The sequence below is a fragment of the Variovorax jilinensis genome (assembly GCF_030316885.1).
Classification (GTDB): Bacteria; Pseudomonadota; Gammaproteobacteria; order Burkholderiales; family Burkholderiaceae_C; genus Variovorax; species Variovorax jilinensis.
In genome coordinates this window covers 25,293-42,096 of the sequence record NZ_JASZYQ010000002.1, presented here as the reverse complement: position 1 = coordinate 42,096, position 16,804 = coordinate 25,293, and the positions used below count along the sequence as shown (strand labels likewise).

The window sequence follows — 16,804 nt, the reverse complement described above, 5'->3', positions numbered from 1 at the left end:
AATGAGAGATCAGGCGATCCGGCATCGAACGGCCAGCGATGCCCGCCCGACTGCGCGGCAAGAATCGATGCACGCGGGCCGGGCAGAACCTGGCCGAAGCGGCAACCGCAACGCGATGCCCGACGGCCGCCCTGAAAAAACTGGAACACTCTCCGCATCAGCGCTATCGTGGCAGCCCTGCTCGATCGATGACGGAACTCCTGGTATGACCCTTCGCGTGATTCTCGCCGACGACCATCCGCTGATCCGGGCGGGTGTCCGAACATTGCTCGAAGACGACCCCGGCCTTTCCGTGGTGGCCGAAGCCGAGTCCGCCGACCAGTTGCTGGCGATCCTGCGAGAGACGCCCGCCGACCTGCTGATCTCCGATTTCTCGATGCCCGGCGGCCAGGCCGCGGACGGCCTGGCATTGATCCAGCGCGTGCGCCGCGACTATCCGTCCTTGCCGCTCATCGTGCTGACGATGGTAGCCAACGTGGGCGTTCACGGTAGCATCATCGAGTCGGGTGCACTCGGGCTGATCGACAAGGGGGCGGGCATGGCCGAGATAGCGCTCGCGATCCGGGCGGTGGCGCAAGGCCGCGAATACGTCAGCGCCACCTTCCGGGAAGGCCTGCGGCAGAGCCAGTTCGACAAGGCGAACGGCGAAGCGGCGCGGCTGTCGCCCCGCGAGGCCGAGGTGCTTCGGTTGTTTGCCTCCGGGCTCACCGTGTCGGAGATCGCCGAGCGGCTGTCGCGCAGCATCAAGACGGTGAGCCGGCAGAAGAACGACGCCATGCTCAAGCTCGGCCTCAAGCACGACCTCGACATCTTCGTCTACGCCAACGAGCACGGCCTGACTTCCTGAGGCCTGAAGCGGGCGCAGCGCCCATGCGCGCGCGATGACGCGGGCGGGCAGAGCTAGTTGCCGGCCAGACTGACCCGGGCGTCCTGGGAGGCCTGCACGGGCTGCGCGACCGGCATGGCAACCGCTGCACGGCGGCGACGCGCTGGCGCCTTGGGTTCGCCTCGCCGAATGGGGAGCCCTGGCGCCGCGCCGGCCTCCGCCCGCCTTTCCGAACGCTGCAGGCGGTAGCTCCCGGCCTGCACCTCTTCGAGCGCCCAGCCCAGAGCGGCATCGAGCTGCATCGCCACGCGCAGGTCGGCGATGGTGCAGGCGAGGTTGTCGATGCGATGCCAGGAGGCGCCATGCGTGCCGGACGGAAGCATGCGTTCGAGGTGGCGGATGGCGAGCACCCGGCCTGCGTGGTGGAAGAATTCCAGCGCGACATCGAAGCTGACGGGATCGAGCTGCACGAAGCTCGCGCCGATGCCGACGCTGCAATCTGCCGGACGAAACGAGTAGTCGCCCCATGCGAGTCGCGGCGATGGCGAGCTGAATCCGTGCGAGACCAGAAAGGTCAGCATCGCCTTCACGAGATCGCCGAAGAAGAGCGGTGAGGCGAGGTGAACGCCGTCGACCGACACGGCACGGGTCCGAGAACGCACGGGCCGCTTGAGCGGTGCGTGCAGCACCGGAACGGCCGGCCCGATGACGGCCATCAGTTCCTTCAGGATGGTGCGACCGTGGCTGTCGGTCTCGGGCATGTCGCCAAGGAAGAGCATTTCGAAGCGCGCGGCGCGCGGCCCCGTCTGGAGCAGTTCGTCGAAGTTGGAGAATACGCGCGGCGCATAGCCCATGGAGCGCAGCACACGGCGCATCAGTTCGCGTGAACGCGGGGTGTAGGCGAGAACCGCCACCTGGAACAGGGCGGTCGGGCGAGTCATGAGACCACCGCCGCGAGAACCGACCGGGTGCGCTCGTCGCGAGGCAGGCGACCCCGCCGATCAAGTGAAGAATCTGCCGTCGGGAGCGCCCCTGCAGAGGCGATGGTCATCAGGTGGGTCACGTGGTTCCTTGTTGCACCTGCTCGACGAGCAGGCGTAGTCCATCGTATGAATCGCAAACGTTTCAGAAAATGAGAAACGTCTGAAACCGGAGACCCGAACGCAGCGCCCCGGAGGTCGCCGCCGCGACCGCGCCCGGCGCCGGCCCTTGGCAGAATCGCTCGCCATGGGAACCCTCTACCTCGTGCGCCACGGTCAGGCCAGCTTCGGCGCCGCCGACTACGACCAGCTCAGCGAACTCGGCCGCCGGCAATCGGTCCGCCTGGGCGAACACTGGCGCGAGCGCGGCATGCGCTTCGATGCCGTCATCACCGGCACGCTCAAGCGCCATCGCCAGACCTGGGAAGGCATCGCCGAAGGCCTCGGCATCGATCGCGAGGACGTGCTGCCCTGGCCCGGCCTCAACGAATACGACAGCGAAGCGATCATCGCGACGATCCATCCGGACAAGCTCCAGAAGCCCGATTCGCCCGAGATGTACCGCCATCACTTCCGCCTGCTGCGCGAAGGCCTGGGCGCCTGGATGCAGGGCCGCACCGAGCCGGTCGGCATGCCGAGCTACGTCGACTTCCTGGCTGGCGTGACCACCGCGCTCGACCACGTGCGCGAACGGCACCACGGCGCCCGGGTGCTCGTGGTGTCGAGCGGCGGGCCGATCAGCACCGCGGTCGGCCACGTGCTGGGCACCAGCCCCGAGACCACGGTCGAGCTCAACCTGCGCATCCGCAACACCGCCGTGACCGAGTTCGCATTCACACCCAAGCGTCACATGCTCGTGACCTACAACACGCTGCCGCACCTCGACGGGCCCGCCTACGAGGACTGGGTGACCTTCGCCTGACCTGCGAGCAGGGGGCCTCCGAGGCCCATTGACAAATTCAGGTTCGCGTGCTGAGGGGGCCTCCGGCGCGTTTAGGTGCGACGATCCGCATGGTTCCCCTCGCAACCTGCGTCAGCGTCACACCTCGGCATGAACAAGAACCCATCCCACGAACCGCGGCCGGTCGGCGGCAGCAGCGCCGCGGAGTGCCCCTGGGCGCGACTCGAGGACGGCGGCCAGGGCCTGACGAGCGAGGATTTCCTCACGACGATGATGAGCCACGCGAGCAACGCGCTGCGCCGGTCCATGACCGTGCCCTATGCCGAGCAGGCAGGCCTGACCCTCTCGGAATGGCGCATGCTGTCGGCGCTCGCGGAAGCCGGGCAGCTACCGTTCATGGAGGTGGTGGCGCGTACCGCCGCCGACAAGGCGCAGGTCAGCCGCACGCTGCGGCTCATGGAGGCGCGCGGACTGCTGTCGCTGCATCACGAGCACGAAGGCGCGCGCAAGTGGCAGACCTGCCGCATCAGCGAAGCGGGCCTGGCGCTCTACGCGCGGATCATCCCGGAGGTGCGCCAGCGCCAGGCGGCGGTGATCCGGCGTTTCAGCCCGCGCGAGCGTGCCCTGCTGTACCGGACCCTTCAGGCGCTGCGGCGCATCGGCGACGAGTCGACGCTGCCCGACAGGCATCACTGAGCCTTCAGGGCAGACGCGGCACCCCGTCACGGAATCGCGTGGGGTGGATTCATGCCTGCCAGACGCCGTAGCCCGCCTCGCGCAGCGCGATGCCGAGCTCGACTTCCATCTCGCGCGCCGCTTCGTAGGGCATCGGGTTGTACATCGCATAGAGCGCCGGCAGCAGCCGCAGGCCATGGTCGCGCACGAAGCCGTTGGCCTGGATACCGGCCTTGTGCTTGTCGAAGCGGACATCGGGATCGAGCCCGGTCATGCCGACATAGACGAAGGGCTTGCCGAGCTTCCAGTCGGGATTGGCGCGCCGGAACCGGGCCACGTTCCAGACCCGATCGTCGAGCTCGACCACGTAGACGTGGTGGTGGCCCCTGCTGCGGGACTTGCGGGCCGGCATGCGGCGCGCTGCGATCGGTCTCGCCTCGTCAGCTCTTGCGCTTGACGAGGCCGTAGAGGAAAAGCAGCACGATGGCGCCGACCACCGAAGCGATGAAGCCGGCACCCTGGCCCGCCGTGTACCAACCCATGGCCTGGCCGAGGTAGGTCGCGATCAGCGAACCGGCGATGCCGATCAGGGTGGTGATGATGAAACCGGCCGAGTCGTCGCCCGGCTTGATGGCGCGCGCCACGAGGCCCGCAACGAATCCGATCAGGATGGTCCAGACGATGCTCATACGGATCCTTGGTGGTGAAGGGCGGGCGCGGCGTCGGAATCGGCGCGCAATCATGATAGCGGGCGGCGGCCGACAGCGCCTGTAGGTCATCGCCCGCGCGAGCAGCCGTACGCAGCGCTATAAGGATTCGATGCTAGAGAAACTCCCGGACGTCATCGGCCACGCCTTGCAAGGCGTTCGCGCCGGGCTCGACGAAATCTTCTTCAACACGCTGGGCCTGCGGGCCGGCATGGCCTCGATCAAGGTCAGCAGTCTGGCCTTTGCCGACCACGCGCCGCTGCCCGAGCGTTACACGGCCGACGGCATCGGCCGCTCGCCGCGGATCGACTGGATCGGGGTACCGCCCGGCGCCGCCGCGCTGGTGCTGGTGGTCGAGGACGCCGATTCGCCGACGCCGCACCCGATGGTCCATGCGATCGCGGTCGACCTGCCGCCGTCCGACGGCCAGCTGCCCGAGGGCGCGTTGCCGAGCGCCGAGCACGAAGGCGCCGGCGTGCACACCGGACTCAACTCCTTCCTGCAGGCAGCCTGGCTGCCGCCCGATCCGCCGCCGGGGCATGGCGTGCACCGCTATGCCTTTCAGCTGTTCGCGCTCGCCGCGGCGCCTGGCTTCTCGCCCAATCCGGGGCGCGAGGAAGTGTTCGAGGCCCTGCGCGCGCATGCAATCGCGAGCGGTCTGCTGATCGGCACCTGCGAGCGCCCCGACGGCTCCATCCGGATCGGCGATGTCGCGCCGAGCGGCCCGCTGGTCGCCGGCTGAACGCCAGACTCAGGGCAGCGGCTGCGTGTGCGCGGTGGCGAGCGGCAGCCTCGAAACCTCGGCCAGCAGCGCCGCGAGCTGGGCAGCCCCCGCATCGATCAACGCCTGCCCTTTCTCGGCCGTGGCGGCTGCGGCATTTCCGGCGGCGCCGGCGGGGTTGTAGTCTTCCATCGCCCAGCCCAGCTTGGCGCTGCGGCCATTGCCGAGGATCTCGTACTCCGCCGCACGCTGGCGCGAGGTGGAGCCGAAGTCGGCCGCGGCTTCCATGCGGACCTGCGTGGGCGCGAGCGCCAGCATCATCGAGGTTTCCATTTCGCCTGCATGGACGCCGAAGCGATGCTCTTCGGCGCTGAACTGCGCGCCGGCCTCGCCGAGCGGGAGGTTGAACCAGCTCGTGCTGAAGACGATCAGGCCGTGCGCTGCGCGCAGTTCGCGCGCCACGATGTCCATCGGGCCCGAGTGCCCGCCGTGGGCATTGAACAGCACCAGCTTGCGCACGCCCGCGCGCGCCACGCCGGCGCCGATCTCGTTCCAGACCCGGATCAGGGTTTCGGCCGACAGCGTGAGCGTGCCCGCGAAGCGCGCGTGCTCGGGGCTCAGGCCCACGTTCTGCGTCGGCAGGAACAGCACCGGCAGGTCGGCCGGCAGCAGCGGCACCGTGGCGGCCACGATGCCGTCGGCCAGCGCCGAATCGACGCCGAGCGGCAGGTGCGGACCATGCTGCTCGGTGGCGCCGAGCGGCAGCACCGCGACGGTCGCGGCCGGATCGAGGGCGGCGAAATCGCGGGTCGTGAGCTGGGACCAGAAACGGCTGGCGGGGACTGTCATCCGGCAATCTTAGGGCTTGTGGCGGCGCGCGCGGGGGCGTCGAACTTCAGCGCGAGGAAGTCCACCAGCGCCCGTACCCGCGCCGGCACGAAGCGGCCGCTGGGCAGCAGCGCGTGCAGCGGATAGGGCTCGGTCTCCCATTCGGGCAGGAGACGCACCAGGTGGCCGGCCGCGATGTCGCGCTCGAGATCGAGCGCGGACTTGAGCGTGATGCCGCGGCCCGCGAGCGCCCATTCGCGTGCCAGCGAGGCATCGTCGGCGACGCGGTCGCCGTCCACCCGCACCTCGGTCCAATGGCCCAGGCGGGCGAAGCGCCACAGCCGATGGCGCCGGCCGCGCTGGTGGAAGGTCAGGCAGTTGTGCTGCAGCAGGTCGTGCGGGGTGGCGGGCGCGCCATGGCGCTGCAGATAGGCCGGCGCGGCGCACAGCGTCGGCCGCGAATCGGCCAGCCGCCGCGCCACCAGCCGGGAGTCGGCCAGCGGGCCGTAGCGCAGCGCCACGTCGACCTCGTCCCGCGTGACGTCGAGCGGCCGGTCGCCGACCGAGAGCGAGAGCTGCAGCCCCGGATGCCGGTCGAGGAATTCGTCGAGCCAGGGCAGCAGCGCGACCCGGGTCAGGTCGGACGGCGCGGCCAGGCGCACGCTGCCGACCAGCGCGCCGCGGTCGGCCAGCACCATCGACTCGCCCTCGGCCAGCAGGTCGAAGGCGCGAACGGCGTAGTCGAGCAGGGTCTGGCCCTGCGGTGTCAGGCGCATCGCGCGCGTGGAGCGCTCGAACAGCCGGGTGCCGAGCTGGGCCTCGAGCCGCTTCAGCGTGGCGCTGGCCGCGGCCGGCGTGATGCCGAGCGCAGCGGCGGCGGCCGTCAACGTGCCGCCGCGGGCCGTATGGACCAGCACGCGAAGGTCTGCGACATTTTCAATTTTCATTTGACATTGAAGCTTGCAGTGCCAGCCTTATCAATTCTGGATTGCAGGCCTACATTGTCGTCATCGCCACTCCACGCGCAAGAAAGCACGCCATGAAAGCCATCGGCTACCGCCAGTCCCTCCCGATCGACAATCCCGCCGCGCTCGAGGACCTCGAGCTGCCTGCGCCGACCGCGGGCCCGCGCGACCTGCTGGTGCGGGTCAAGGCGATCTCGGTCAATCCGGTCGACACCAAGGTGCGCAGGAACGTCGCACCCGAGGCCGGCCAGGCCAAGGTGCTGGGCTGGGACGCGGTCGGGACGGTCGAGGCGGTCGGGGCCGAGGTGCGCCAATTCAAGGCCGGCGACCGCGTCTACTACGCCGGCTCGATCGTGCGGCCCGGCGCCAACAGCGAACTGCACGCGGTCGACGAGCGCATCGTCGCGCTCGCGCCGAGCAGCCTGGGCGATGCCGAGGCCGCCGCGCTGCCGCTCACCACGATCACGGCCTGGGAACTGCTGTTCGATCGGCTCGGCGTCGCGCAGGGCGGCGGTGCCGGCCAGACCCTGCTGATCGTCGGCGGCGCGGGCGGCGTGGGCTCGATCCTCATCCAGCTGGCGCGCCAGCTCACGCAACTTCGCGTGATCGCCACGGCCTCGCGCGCGCAGACCCGCGACTGGTGTCTGCAGCTGGGCGCGCATGCGGTGATCGACCATTCGAAACCGCTGGCGGCCGAGCTGAAGGCCGGCGGCTTCGGCGAGGTCGACATGGTCGCGAGCCTCACGCAGACCGGCACGCACTACGCGCAGATCATCGAAAGCCTCAAGCCGCAAGGCCAGCTCGCGGTGATCGACGACATGCCGGTGCTCGACGCGATGGCGCTCAAGGGCAAGTGCATCTCGCTGCACTGGGAACTGATGTTCACGCGTTCGAAGTTCCAGACGCCCGACATGGCGCAACAGGGCGAACTGCTGGCCGAAGTCGCGAAGCTGGTCGACGCCGGACGCATCCGGACCACCGCCAACGCGGCCTTCGGCCGCATCGATGCAGCCAATCTGCGGCGTGCCCATGCGCTGATCGAGAGCGGCACGGCGCAGGGCAAGGTGGTGCTGGCAGGCTTCTGAAGCCCGTGCTCAACGGCGGCAGGCGAGCGCTCGCGCCGTCAGCGAACGCTCACTGGGTGGTCTTCGCGACCCGCCATACCGCGTTGCCGACGTCGTCGGCCACCAGCAGCGCGCCGCTGCGGTCGAGCGCCACGCCGACCGGACGGCCCTGCGCCTTTTCGTCCGCATCGAGGAAGCCGGTCAGGAAATCGACCGGCGTGCCGCTGGGCCGGCCGCCGATGAAGGGCACGAAGACCACCTTGTAGCCGGCCAGCGGCTTGCGGTTCCAGGAGCCGTGCTCGCCGATGAAGGCGCCGTTGGCGAATTCGGGCGGCATGCCGCGCGGGCTGGAGAAGGCGACGCCAAGCGGTGCGCGGTGCGAGCCCAGTGCGTAGTCGGGCACGACGGCCTTGGCCACCAGGTCGGGCCGCTGCGGATTGACGCGCGCGTCGACGTACGCGCCGTAGTAGCTCCAGGGCCAGCCGTAGAAGGCGCCGTCCCTGACCGAGGTCAGGTAGTCGGGCACCAGGTCGCTGCCGAGTTCGTCGCGCTCGTTGACCACGGTCCACAGCACGTTGGTGTCGGGCTCCCAGGCCGCCGCCGTGGGGTTGCGGAGGCCGCTCGCGAACAGGCGCTTCTCGCCGCTCTTGACGTCCACCTCCCAGATCGCGGCCCGGCCTTCCTCGGCCTCCAGGCCGTTCTCGCCGACGTTGCTGTTCGAGCCGACCGTCACGTAGAGCTTGGTGCCCTCGCGGTTCGCGACCACGTACTTGGTCCAGTGGTGGTTGATGCCTGCGGGCAGGTCCGTTACCTTGACCGGCGCGGCGGTGACCGCGGTCTGGCCTTCTGCGTAGGGCACCTTCACTAGCGCGTCGGCGTTGGCGATGAACAGCTCGTTGCCGACCAGGGCGACGCCGAACGGCGAATTCAGGTTCTGCATGAAGACCTGCTTCACCTCGGCCACCCCGTCGTGGTCGGCGTCACGCAGCAGGGTGATGCGGTTGGCGCTCGGCGTGCCTGCGCCGGCCCGCTTCATGACAAGGCCCATCACCATCTGCTTGACCTTGGCAACCGGCCCGCTGCCGCCGTCCTGGCTGCCCTCGGGCTTGGGCGGCTTGTTGCTCTCGACCACCAGCACGTCGCCGTTGGGCAGCGTGTAGACGGTGCGCGGATGGTCGAGGCCGCGCGCCAGCGCCGTGACCTTGAAGCCCTCGGGCGCGGTCGGACCCGCGGTGTCGGTCCAGCCGACCGCGGGCGCGATGCTGAGCGTGGGGATCATCGACGAGCGCGGGGCCGGCAGGCGTGGCGTCGGGCCGGTTTCGGCCTCGAGCGGGAGCTTGGCCGTGTCGCCGCAGCCGGTCAGCGACAGGGCGATGGCGATAGGCAGCAGAAACAGCGCGAGCCGCGGATAAGGGGGGCCGGGAAAGCGGGGGCTGGGGGAGCGGAGGCCCGGGGAGCGGGAGCTGGGAAAGGCGGTCATTGGTCTGATCCTTGATGGGGCCGGCTGCGACGGCGCCGGAGGGCGCCCGCCTTGGCAATGGCTCGATCTGGCCATGCGTCGCGGCGAGGTCGTGTCGGCTGTGGGCGCTTTCGGGCGTGGGCCCGCCCCGCCGCGGCCGCGCCGCTACCATCGGGCGATGACCACCGACGACCTGTTCCGCTCCGATGCCTACCTGCGCGAATGCGAGGCGCGCGTGCTCGGCATCGACGAGGCCGGCGTGCTGCTCGACCGCACCGTGTTCTACCCGGTGGGCGGGGGCCAGGCCGGCGACAGCGGCGAGCTGCTGCTGGCCGACGGCCGCGCCATCGCGATCGCCGACACGCGCAAGGCCAAGGATGCCGAGGGCAAGCCGACCGCCGGCATCGTCCACGTGCCGGCGCCCGGCCAGGAAACGCTGCTGGCCGCGCTCGCGGCCGGCGAGCGCGTGACGGCCCGCATCGACTGGGAGCGCCGCCACCGCCTGATGCGCTTTCATACCGCCACCCACCTGCTGTGCCACCTGGTGCCGCAGCCGGTCAACGGCTGCTCGATCACGCCCGACTACGCGCGGCTCGACTTCCACATGACCGAGCCGCTCGACAAGGAAGCCCTCGGCGCCGGCCTGGCGCGGCTGGTCGAGGCGGCTCATCCGCTGGCGGTCGGCGCCATCAGCGACGCCGAGCTCGACGCCAACCCGGCGCTGGTCAAGAGCATGAGCGTGCAGCCGCCGCGCGGCACGGGCACGGTGCGCACGATCCGCATCGGCGACCCGGCCTCCGAGACGGCGATCGACTTCCAGCCCTGCGGCGGCACCCACGTCGCCAACACGCGCGAGATCGGCGCCGTAATCGTCACCAAGATCGAGAAGAAGAGCGCCAACAGCCGCCGCGTGGTGCTTGGCTGGGCCGCATGAGCACGAGAGGATGGATCGCCGCGTTCGCGGCACTGGCCGCTTTCTCCGCCTGCCTGCCGGCCGCCGCCCAATTGCCATCGCGCGCCTCGCCGGTGGTCACCACGCCGCATGTGCGTGCCGAGCTGGTGGCTCATGCGCCCGATGGCGTGACGCCGGGAGCACCGCTCTGGGTCGGCCTGCAGATCGCGCACCAGCCGGAATGGCACACCTACTGGAAGAACGCCGGCGATTCCGGCCTGCCCACCGAGCTGGCCTGGACGCTGCCCGCCGGCATCTCCAGCGGCGATATCGCCTGGCCGGTACCGAAGAAGATCCCGATCGGCAACCTGGCCAACTACGGCTACGAGAACACGGTGCTGCTGCCGGTGCCGCTCACGGTGGCGCCCGACTTCAAGCCGCCGCTGGCCCTCGCGGGCGCCTCCGAGGTCGAGGTCAGGCTGCGGGCCTCGTGGCTGGTCTGCCGCAAGGAGTGCATCCCCGAGGACGGCGAGTTCCTGCTCAAGCTGCCGGTGCAGGGTTCGACCGCGCTGCACAAGGCCGACTTCGATGCCGCGCTCGCGGCGCAGCCCGTGGCGCTGGCCCGTCCGGGCCAGGTCACGATCGACGGCGACAAGCTGCAGGTCCGGCTCGAGGGCCTGCCGGCCGAGGCGCGCGGCAAGACGCTCGAGTTCTTCCCCGAAACCCCGGAAGTGGTGCACACGGCCGCAGTCCAGGGCAAGGACTGGACCCAGGCCTGGCAAGGCGACGTCTGGACCGCCACCGTGCCGCTCGCGGCGCAGCGCAGCGCCAGCCCCGAGACGATGCCGATCGTGGTGGCGCTCGCCGAGTCCGACCGGCAGCCCGGCCAGCCGATCGCCTGGCGCGCGGAGGCGCCCGTGACCGGCACCTGGCCGGCGGTGGCGCCGCCCGCGCAGGTGTCGCCGGCATTGCAGGCAGCGCTCGAATCCAACCGCAGCGCACCGTTGCCGCAGCAGACGCAATCGGCCGGCGGCGGCGGCTTCATCGTGGCGCTGCTCGGTGCGCTGCTCGGCGGGCTGCTGCTGAACCTGATGCCCTGCGTGTTCCCGGTGCTGGCGATCAAGGTGCTGGGCTTCACGCGCCATGCCGACGACCGCCGCGCCCACCGGGTGGCCGCGCTGGCCTACAGCGCGGGCGTGATCCTCTCGTTCCTGGCGCTGGGCGGCGCGATGCTCGCGCTGCGTGCGGCCGGCGCCCAGCTCGGCTGGGGTTTCCAGCTGCAGTCGCCTGCGGTGGTCGCCGCGCTGGCGGCGCTGTTCACGCTGATCGGCCTGAACCTGGCCGGCGTGTTCGAGTTCGGTCGCATGGCGCCGGCCTCGCTGGGCGCGGTTCAGGCGCGCCATCCTGTGGTCAACGACTTCCTCTCGGGCGTGCTGGCGGTGGTGGTGGCCTCGCCCTGCACCGCTCCTTTCATGGGCGCCTCGCTGGGCTTCGCGATCGGGCTGCCGGCGGCGCAGGCGCTGCTGCTGTTCGCCGTGCTCGGCTTCGGGCTCGCGCTGCCCTACCTGGCGGCGGGCTTCGTGCCCGCGGTGGCTCGACTGCTGCCGCGCCCGGGCGCCTGGATGGAGACGCTGCGCCGGCTGCTCGCCTTCCCGATGTTCGCGACGGTCGCCTGGCTGGTCTGGGTGCTGGGCCAGCAGAGCGGCATCGACGGCGCCGGCGCACTGCTCGGGCTGCTGGTGTGCCTGGCAGCCATCGCCTGGGCATTGACCCTGCGCGGCCGCACGCGCCTCGCGCTGACCGGGATTGCTGTCGCGCTGACCGCGCTGCTCGCGAGCGCCATCGGCGGCCACGTGGTGCGCCCGGCCGAGGCCGAGGTGGCCGCGGCGGCACCTGCCGGGCAGCGCTGGCAGCCCTGGTCGGTCGAACGCGCGAACCAGCTCGCGGCCGAGGGCCGCCCGGTATTCGTGGACTTCACGGCCGCCTGGTGCGTGACCTGCCAGTACAACAAGCGCAGCACGCTGTCGGATGCCGAGGTGCTGGCCGACTTCGACGCCCGCAAGGTGGCACTGCTGCGCGCCGACTGGACCCGGCGCGATCCGGCCATCACGGCCGCGCTGACCGCGCTGGGCCGCAGCGGCGTGCCGGTCTACCTGTTGCAGGCGCCCGGCAAGCCGCCCGTCGTGCTGACCGAGATTCTCGGCAAGGACGAGCTGCGCGCGGCCCTCGCGGCGCTTTGACCCCGAGGCCTTACGGGTTGTCACGCAAGGATGAAGAAAGCGTTCTAAGCTCTCGCAGTTGTTGCCTTTTTTGTCACAGGAGTTCAAGCTGACCATGGCCCCATCGTCATCCTCCGCCTCGCGTTCCTACCGTGCCGCGCGCAACGCGCGCGCAGCGCTGAGCCGGGCCTCGCGCCGCGCCATCATGACGGCAGCGGTCGCGCTCGGCGCCACCTTCCTCATGAACGCGCCGGCCATGGCGGCGCCCGCGGTGGGCCAGCCGGCGCCGGATTTCGTCGCGGTCGACACCACCGGCGCGAAGCACCGCCTGTCGGACTTCGCGGGCAAGTACGTGGTCCTCGAATGGACCAACCCGGGCTGCCCCTTCGTCAACAAGCATTACGGCGGCGGCAACATGCCCGCCACCCAGAAGGCCGCCACCGCCAAGGGCGTGGTCTGGCTGGCCATCAATTCCACCGAGCGCGATGCCAGCGACTACCTCAAGCCGGAGGCACTGGCCGCCTGGATGAAGGAGCGCTCGGCCGCCCCGACCGCGGTGCTGATGGACGAGGACGGCGTCATCGGCCGCGCCTACGGCGCCCGCACCACGCCGCACATCTTCATCGTCGACCCCAAGGGCACGCTGGTGTACGCGGGTGGCATCGACAGCATCGCCTCTGCCCGGCCCGAGGACATCAAGACCGCGACCAACTACGTCAATCAGGCGCTCGGCGAAGCCTTCGGCGGCAAGGCCATCAGCGCCGCCGCCACGCGGCCCTACGGCTGCTCGATCAAGTACAAATCCTGAATGTGGCCCCCACGCTCCCCCACTTCGTGTGGCTCGCTGCCCCCCCGAGGGGGCCGCAGGCCGCCTTGGGGCGGCCCGGCGCCGGCCTGATCGCTGAACCTCTGCGGCCCCCTGCGACAATGGCGGGATGCCTTTCGCCCCGCTGAAGAACGACTCTTTCCTGCGCGCCTGCTGGCGCCAGTCCACCGACCACACGCCCGTCTGGCTCATGCGCCAGGCCGGGCGCTACCTGCCCGAATACCTGGCCACCCGCGCCAAGGCCGGCAGCTTCATGGGGCTGGCGACCCACGTCGACTACGCCACCGAGGTCACGCTGCAGCCCCTGGAGCGCTTCCCGCTCGACGCGGCGATCCTGTTCTCCGACATCCTGACGGTGCCGGATGCCATGGGGCTGGGCCTGTCGTTCGAGGCCGGCGAAGGCCCGCGCTTCGCCCGGCCCGTGCGCGACGAGGCCGCGATCTCGGCGCTCGCCGTGCCCGACCTCGACAAGCTGCGCTACGTCTTCGATGCGGTTGCGTCGATCCGGCGCGCCCTCGATGGCCGGGTGCCGCTGATCGGCTTCTCTGGCAGCCCCTGGACGCTGGCCTGCTACATGGTCGAGGGTGCCGGTTCGAGCGACTACCGGCTGGTCAAGAGCCTGCTCTACAGCCGTCCCGACCTGATGCACCGACTGCTGGCAGTCAACGCCGATGCGGTGGCGGCCTACCTCAATGCCCAGATCGACGCCGGCGCGCAGGCCGTGATGATCTTCGACAGCTGGGGCGGTGTGCTGGCCGATGGCGCCTTCCAGGCCTTCAGCCTGGCCTACACGCAGCGCGTGCTCTCGCAGCTCAGGCGCGACGGGGCCGACGGCCAGCCCGTGCCGCGCATCGTCTTCACCAAGGGCGGCGGCCTGTGGCTCGAGGACATGCAGCCGCTGGACTGCGAGGTGCTGGGCCTCGACTGGACCGTGAACCTCGGCCAGGCCCGCACGCGGGTCGGCGAAGGCCCGCGCGGCAAGGCGCTGCAGGGCAACATCGATCCGAACGTGCTGTTCGCGCCGCCGGCGCAGATCGAGGCCGAGGTGGCCAAGGTGCTGCAGAGCTTCGGGCGACCGCACACCGATCCCGAGGGCACCGGCCCGACCCACATCTTCAACCTCGGCCACGGCATCAGCCAGTTCACGCCGCCCGACCACGTGGCCGCGCTCGTCGAAGCAGTGCATGTGCAGTCGAGAATGCTGCGTGCCTAACGCCATTTGTTATCACTTGTAAGCATTCGAGATCGTCTCGAAACGCGCTTGTCAAGCGCCTGAAGCGTAAGGAGTGACTGACTTATGCACAAAACGACTGCTGCGGTGCGCAAAAGCCCCGCTTCGCCGCCAAACCCTGCTACCAAAGCGATAGCGAAGCTAAGTCATTGATTCTTATAGGTTTTGAACTTTGCTTTTTTTGCGGGCATTCCAGCCGAAGCCTTGATTTTGAAGGGCTGGCGACGGGTCCGGACCTCGATATCAACAAAGTTATCCACAGAATCTCTGGATGGCTCGCAAAGTACTGAAGAATCAATGACTTAAGTGGTTTTGCTCAAATTGTCCTTAACAAACCGCCGAACCGGGAACCTGCCTTGAATTGGTGCATCCACGTCGCCGTACAGACTCCGGCGCACAGTGCACTAGGGGATGTACTTAGCTACACGAGCCCATGCGCTGTCGCGCCGGGGGCACTGGTGCGCGTGCCGCTGGGCCGGCGCGAGGTTCTCGGCGTGGTCTGGGCCGCCCGGTCGCCCGAGGAAGCGGCAACCGACGAGGCGAGCGCAGGCGCCCTGGACGTCGCGATGCCGGATCTCAAGCCGATCGCCGGCGTGCTGGACGCCCTGCCCGCGCTCGGCGACGCCTGGCGCGACCTCGTCGGCTTCGCTGCGCGCTACTACCAGCGCTCGCTCGGAGAGATCGCGCTGGCTGCCCTGCCGCCTCAATTGCGCGACATGTCGGCCGTGCAGCTCGGGCGCCGATTGAAGCGCAGAAGCGCCGCCGCCGACCGCGTCGCCGCTGCGCCCGAGGCCGGCCCCGTGGCCCTGACGCCCGAGCAGGCCCAGGCACTCGCGCGCATCGAGGCCGAGGCCGGCCCCTTCCTGCTGTTCGGCAGCACCGGCAGCGGCAAGACCGAGGTCTACCTGCGCAGCGTGGCGGCGCTGCTGGCGCGCGAACCCGACGCCCAGGCGCTCGTGATGGTGCCGGAAATCAACCTCACGCCGCAGCTCGAGGCCCGCTTCAAGGCCCGCTTCGGCGCCGAGGCCGTGGTCTCGCTGCACAGCGGCATGACCAACCCGCAGCGGCTCGCCAGCTGGATCGCGGCGCACGGCGGCAGCGCCCGCATCGTGCTGGGCACGCGGATGGCGGTGTTCGCCTCGATGCCCGCGCTGCGCCTGATCGTGGTCGACGAGGAGCACGACCCGAGCTACAAGCAGCAGGAAGGCGCCCGCTACTCGGCGCGCGACCTGGCGGTCTGGCGCGGCCAGCGCGAAGGCGCGAAGGTGGTGCTCGGCTCGGCCACGCCGTCGCTCGAGAGCTGGCACCGCAGCCGGCCCGCCACGGCCGGCGACGCCGGCGGCAACTACCTGCGACTCGCGATGCCTTCGCGCGTGGGCGCCGTCGCATTGCCGGCGGTGCGGCTGGTCGACATGAACCTGCAGCCGCCACGGACGGTGATCTCGGGCGCGCTGCTCGATGCCATCGGCCAGCGCATCGCGCGCGGCGAGCAGAGCATGATCTTCCTCAACCGCCGCGGCTACGCGCCCGTGCTGGCCTGCGGCGACTGCGGCTGGAAGAGCGAATGCCCGCACTGCAGCGCCTATCGCGTGTTCCACAAGATCGACCGCACGCTACGCTGCCACCACTGCGGCTTCACGGAACGCGTGCCACGCGCCTGTCCGGCCTGCGGCAACCCCGACATCGCGCCCGTGGGCCGCGGCACCGAGCGCCTCGAGGAGCACCTGGGCGAACTGTTCGCCGCAGTCAGGCATGCAGACGGCGGCGCGGTGCGCATCGCGCGCATCGACGCCGACAGCACGCGGCGGCAGGGTGCGCTCGAATCGCAGCTGGCCGCGGTGCATGCGGGCGAGGTCGACGTGCTGGTCGGCACCCAGATGATCGCCAAGGGCCACGACTTCCGGCGCATCACCCTGGTGGCTGCGGTCAACCCGGACGGTGCGCTGTTCTCGAGCGACTTCCGGGCACCCGAACGGCTGTTCTCGCTGCTCATGCAGTCGGCCGGCCGCGCCGGCCGCGATGCCGCCTATCTGGCAGCGCAGGGCAGCACTGCCGAAATGTGGATCCAGACCCACCACCCGCAGCATCCGCTGTTCGCGGCCCTGCGGCGCCACGACCATGCGGGCTTTGCGCAGGGCGAACTGGAAGAGCGCGCCGCGGCCGGCATGCCGCCGTTCGCTTTCCAGGCGCTGCTGCGGGCCGATGCGCGCACGCAGGAAGCCGCGCAGGCCTTCCTCAACGCGGCCAGCGCTGCGGCCGACTCGCTGCCCGGCGCCGAGCTCGTCACGCGCTATCCCGCGGTGCCATTGACGATTCAACGCATCGCGAACGTCGAGCGCGCGCAGATGCTGATCGAAAGCAGTTCACGTGCGGCCTTGCAAAGGCTGCTGGCGGGCTGGCAGCCACTGCTGCACGGGCTGCGCAAGGCGCCCGAGGGCAAGGGCGTGATCCGTTGGCTGGTGGACGTCGACCCTCAGAGCATCTGAGGGCGCAGGGGGCCGCCCATCTGG

At 70.1% G+C, this 16,804-nt stretch carries 16 protein-coding genes; 10 read left to right on the top strand and 6 right to left on the bottom strand.

From position 1 onward, the window contains the following. Position 1 precedes the first annotated feature (1 nt). Positions 2-847: a response regulator gene (locus QTH87_RS07285; protein ID WP_286608127.1), complete on the top strand. Its 846-nt coding sequence runs from the start codon at positions 2-4 to the stop codon at positions 845-847. Positions 848-900: 53 nt separating this feature from the next. Here the strand turns inward: QTH87_RS07285 and QTH87_RS07280 are convergent, their stop codons facing one another. Next, positions 901-1,767 (bottom strand): hypothetical protein, encoded by an 867-nt coding sequence (locus tag QTH87_RS07280; protein WP_286608124.1) that lies wholly within the window; start codon positions 1,765-1,767, stop codon positions 901-903. Positions 1,768-2,053: 286 nt separating this feature from the next. On the opposite strand from QTH87_RS07280, the gene QTH87_RS07275 reads away from it, so the two are divergent. Both QTH87_RS07275 and QTH87_RS07270 read left to right on the top strand, forming a co-directional pair. Then, positions 2,054-2,728 carry a histidine phosphatase family protein gene (locus QTH87_RS07275; protein WP_286608122.1) on the top strand — a complete coding sequence of 225 codons (675 nt, stop codon included), beginning with the start codon at positions 2,054-2,056 and terminating at the stop codon, positions 2,726-2,728. A 129-nt stretch (positions 2,729-2,857) separates the two neighbouring features. Then, a complete protein-coding gene (locus tag QTH87_RS07270; protein ID WP_286608121.1) occupies positions 2,858-3,403 on the top strand; it encodes a MarR family winged helix-turn-helix transcriptional regulator in 546 nt (181 codons plus the stop codon). Between the two features lie 49 nt (positions 3,404-3,452). On the opposite strand, the gene QTH87_RS07265 is transcribed toward QTH87_RS07270, so the two are convergent. Further along, positions 3,453-3,794, bottom strand: coding sequence for a hypothetical protein (locus QTH87_RS07265; protein WP_286608119.1), 342 nt, complete (start codon positions 3,792-3,794; stop codon positions 3,453-3,455). 28 nt (positions 3,795-3,822) lie between these two features. Continuing rightward, positions 3,823-4,071, bottom strand: coding sequence for a GlsB/YeaQ/YmgE family stress response membrane protein (locus tag QTH87_RS07260; RefSeq protein ID WP_286608118.1), 249 nt, complete (start codon positions 4,069-4,071; stop codon positions 3,823-3,825). Between the two features lie 130 nt (positions 4,072-4,201). Here QTH87_RS07260 and QTH87_RS07255 point away from each other — a divergent pair, with 130 nt between their 5' ends. Beyond that, positions 4,202-4,831, top strand: coding sequence for a YbhB/YbcL family Raf kinase inhibitor-like protein (locus QTH87_RS07255; protein WP_286608117.1), 630 nt, complete (start codon positions 4,202-4,204; stop codon positions 4,829-4,831). A gap of 9 nt (positions 4,832-4,840) precedes the next feature. On the opposite strand, the gene QTH87_RS07250 is transcribed toward QTH87_RS07255, so the two are convergent. Next, entirely contained in the window at positions 4,841-5,659 is an 819-nt protein-coding gene (locus QTH87_RS07250; RefSeq protein ID WP_286608116.1) for a creatininase family protein, read from the bottom strand. Continuing rightward, positions 5,656-6,585 carry a LysR family transcriptional regulator gene (locus QTH87_RS07245; RefSeq protein ID WP_286608115.1) on the bottom strand — a complete coding sequence of 310 codons (930 nt, stop codon included), beginning with the start codon at positions 6,583-6,585 and terminating at the stop codon, positions 5,656-5,658. The genes QTH87_RS07250 and QTH87_RS07245 overlap by 4 nt, the downstream gene beginning before the upstream one ends. 92 nt (positions 6,586-6,677) lie before the next feature. Here QTH87_RS07245 and QTH87_RS07240 point away from each other — a divergent pair, with 92 nt between their 5' ends. Continuing rightward, on the top strand, positions 6,678-7,688 hold the full coding sequence (locus QTH87_RS07240) for a zinc-binding alcohol dehydrogenase family protein (RefSeq protein WP_286608114.1): 1,011 nt from the start codon (positions 6,678-6,680) through the stop codon (positions 7,686-7,688). A gap of 49 nt (positions 7,689-7,737) precedes the next feature. On the opposite strand, the gene QTH87_RS07235 is transcribed toward QTH87_RS07240, so the two are convergent. Continuing rightward, positions 7,738-9,147, bottom strand: a complete 1,410-nt coding sequence (locus QTH87_RS07235) for a PQQ-dependent sugar dehydrogenase (protein ID WP_286608111.1) — start codon at positions 9,145-9,147, stop codon at positions 7,738-7,740. A gap of 157 nt (positions 9,148-9,304) precedes the next feature. On the opposite strand from QTH87_RS07235, the gene QTH87_RS07230 reads away from it, so the two are divergent. The 5 genes from QTH87_RS07230 to priA all read left to right on the top strand — a co-directional run bounded on the left by QTH87_RS07230 (position 9,305) and on the right by priA (position 16,780). Next, entirely contained in the window at positions 9,305-10,060 is a 756-nt protein-coding gene (locus QTH87_RS07230; RefSeq protein ID WP_286608109.1) for an alanyl-tRNA editing protein, read from the top strand. Further along, complete coding sequence (locus QTH87_RS07225) at positions 10,057-12,258, top strand: protein-disulfide reductase DsbD family protein (RefSeq protein ID WP_286608107.1); 2,202 nt, start codon at positions 10,057-10,059, stop codon at positions 12,256-12,258. Before QTH87_RS07230 ends, QTH87_RS07225 begins: the two co-directional genes overlap by 4 nt. A gap of 94 nt (positions 12,259-12,352) precedes the next feature. Continuing rightward, positions 12,353-13,045: a thioredoxin family protein gene (locus QTH87_RS07220; protein ID WP_286608106.1), complete on the top strand. Its 693-nt coding sequence runs from the start codon at positions 12,353-12,355 to the stop codon at positions 13,043-13,045. 127 nt (positions 13,046-13,172) lie between these two features. Beyond that, on the top strand, positions 13,173-14,276 hold the full coding sequence (hemE, locus tag QTH87_RS07215; protein WP_286608105.1) for a uroporphyrinogen decarboxylase: 1,104 nt from the start codon (positions 13,173-13,175) through the stop codon (positions 14,274-14,276). A gap of 374 nt (positions 14,277-14,650) precedes the next feature. Next, positions 14,651-16,780 carry a replication restart helicase PriA gene (priA, locus tag QTH87_RS07210; RefSeq protein ID WP_286608104.1) on the top strand — a complete coding sequence of 710 codons (2,130 nt, stop codon included), beginning with the start codon at positions 14,651-14,653 and terminating at the stop codon, positions 16,778-16,780. Positions 16,781-16,804 lie beyond the last annotated feature (24 nt).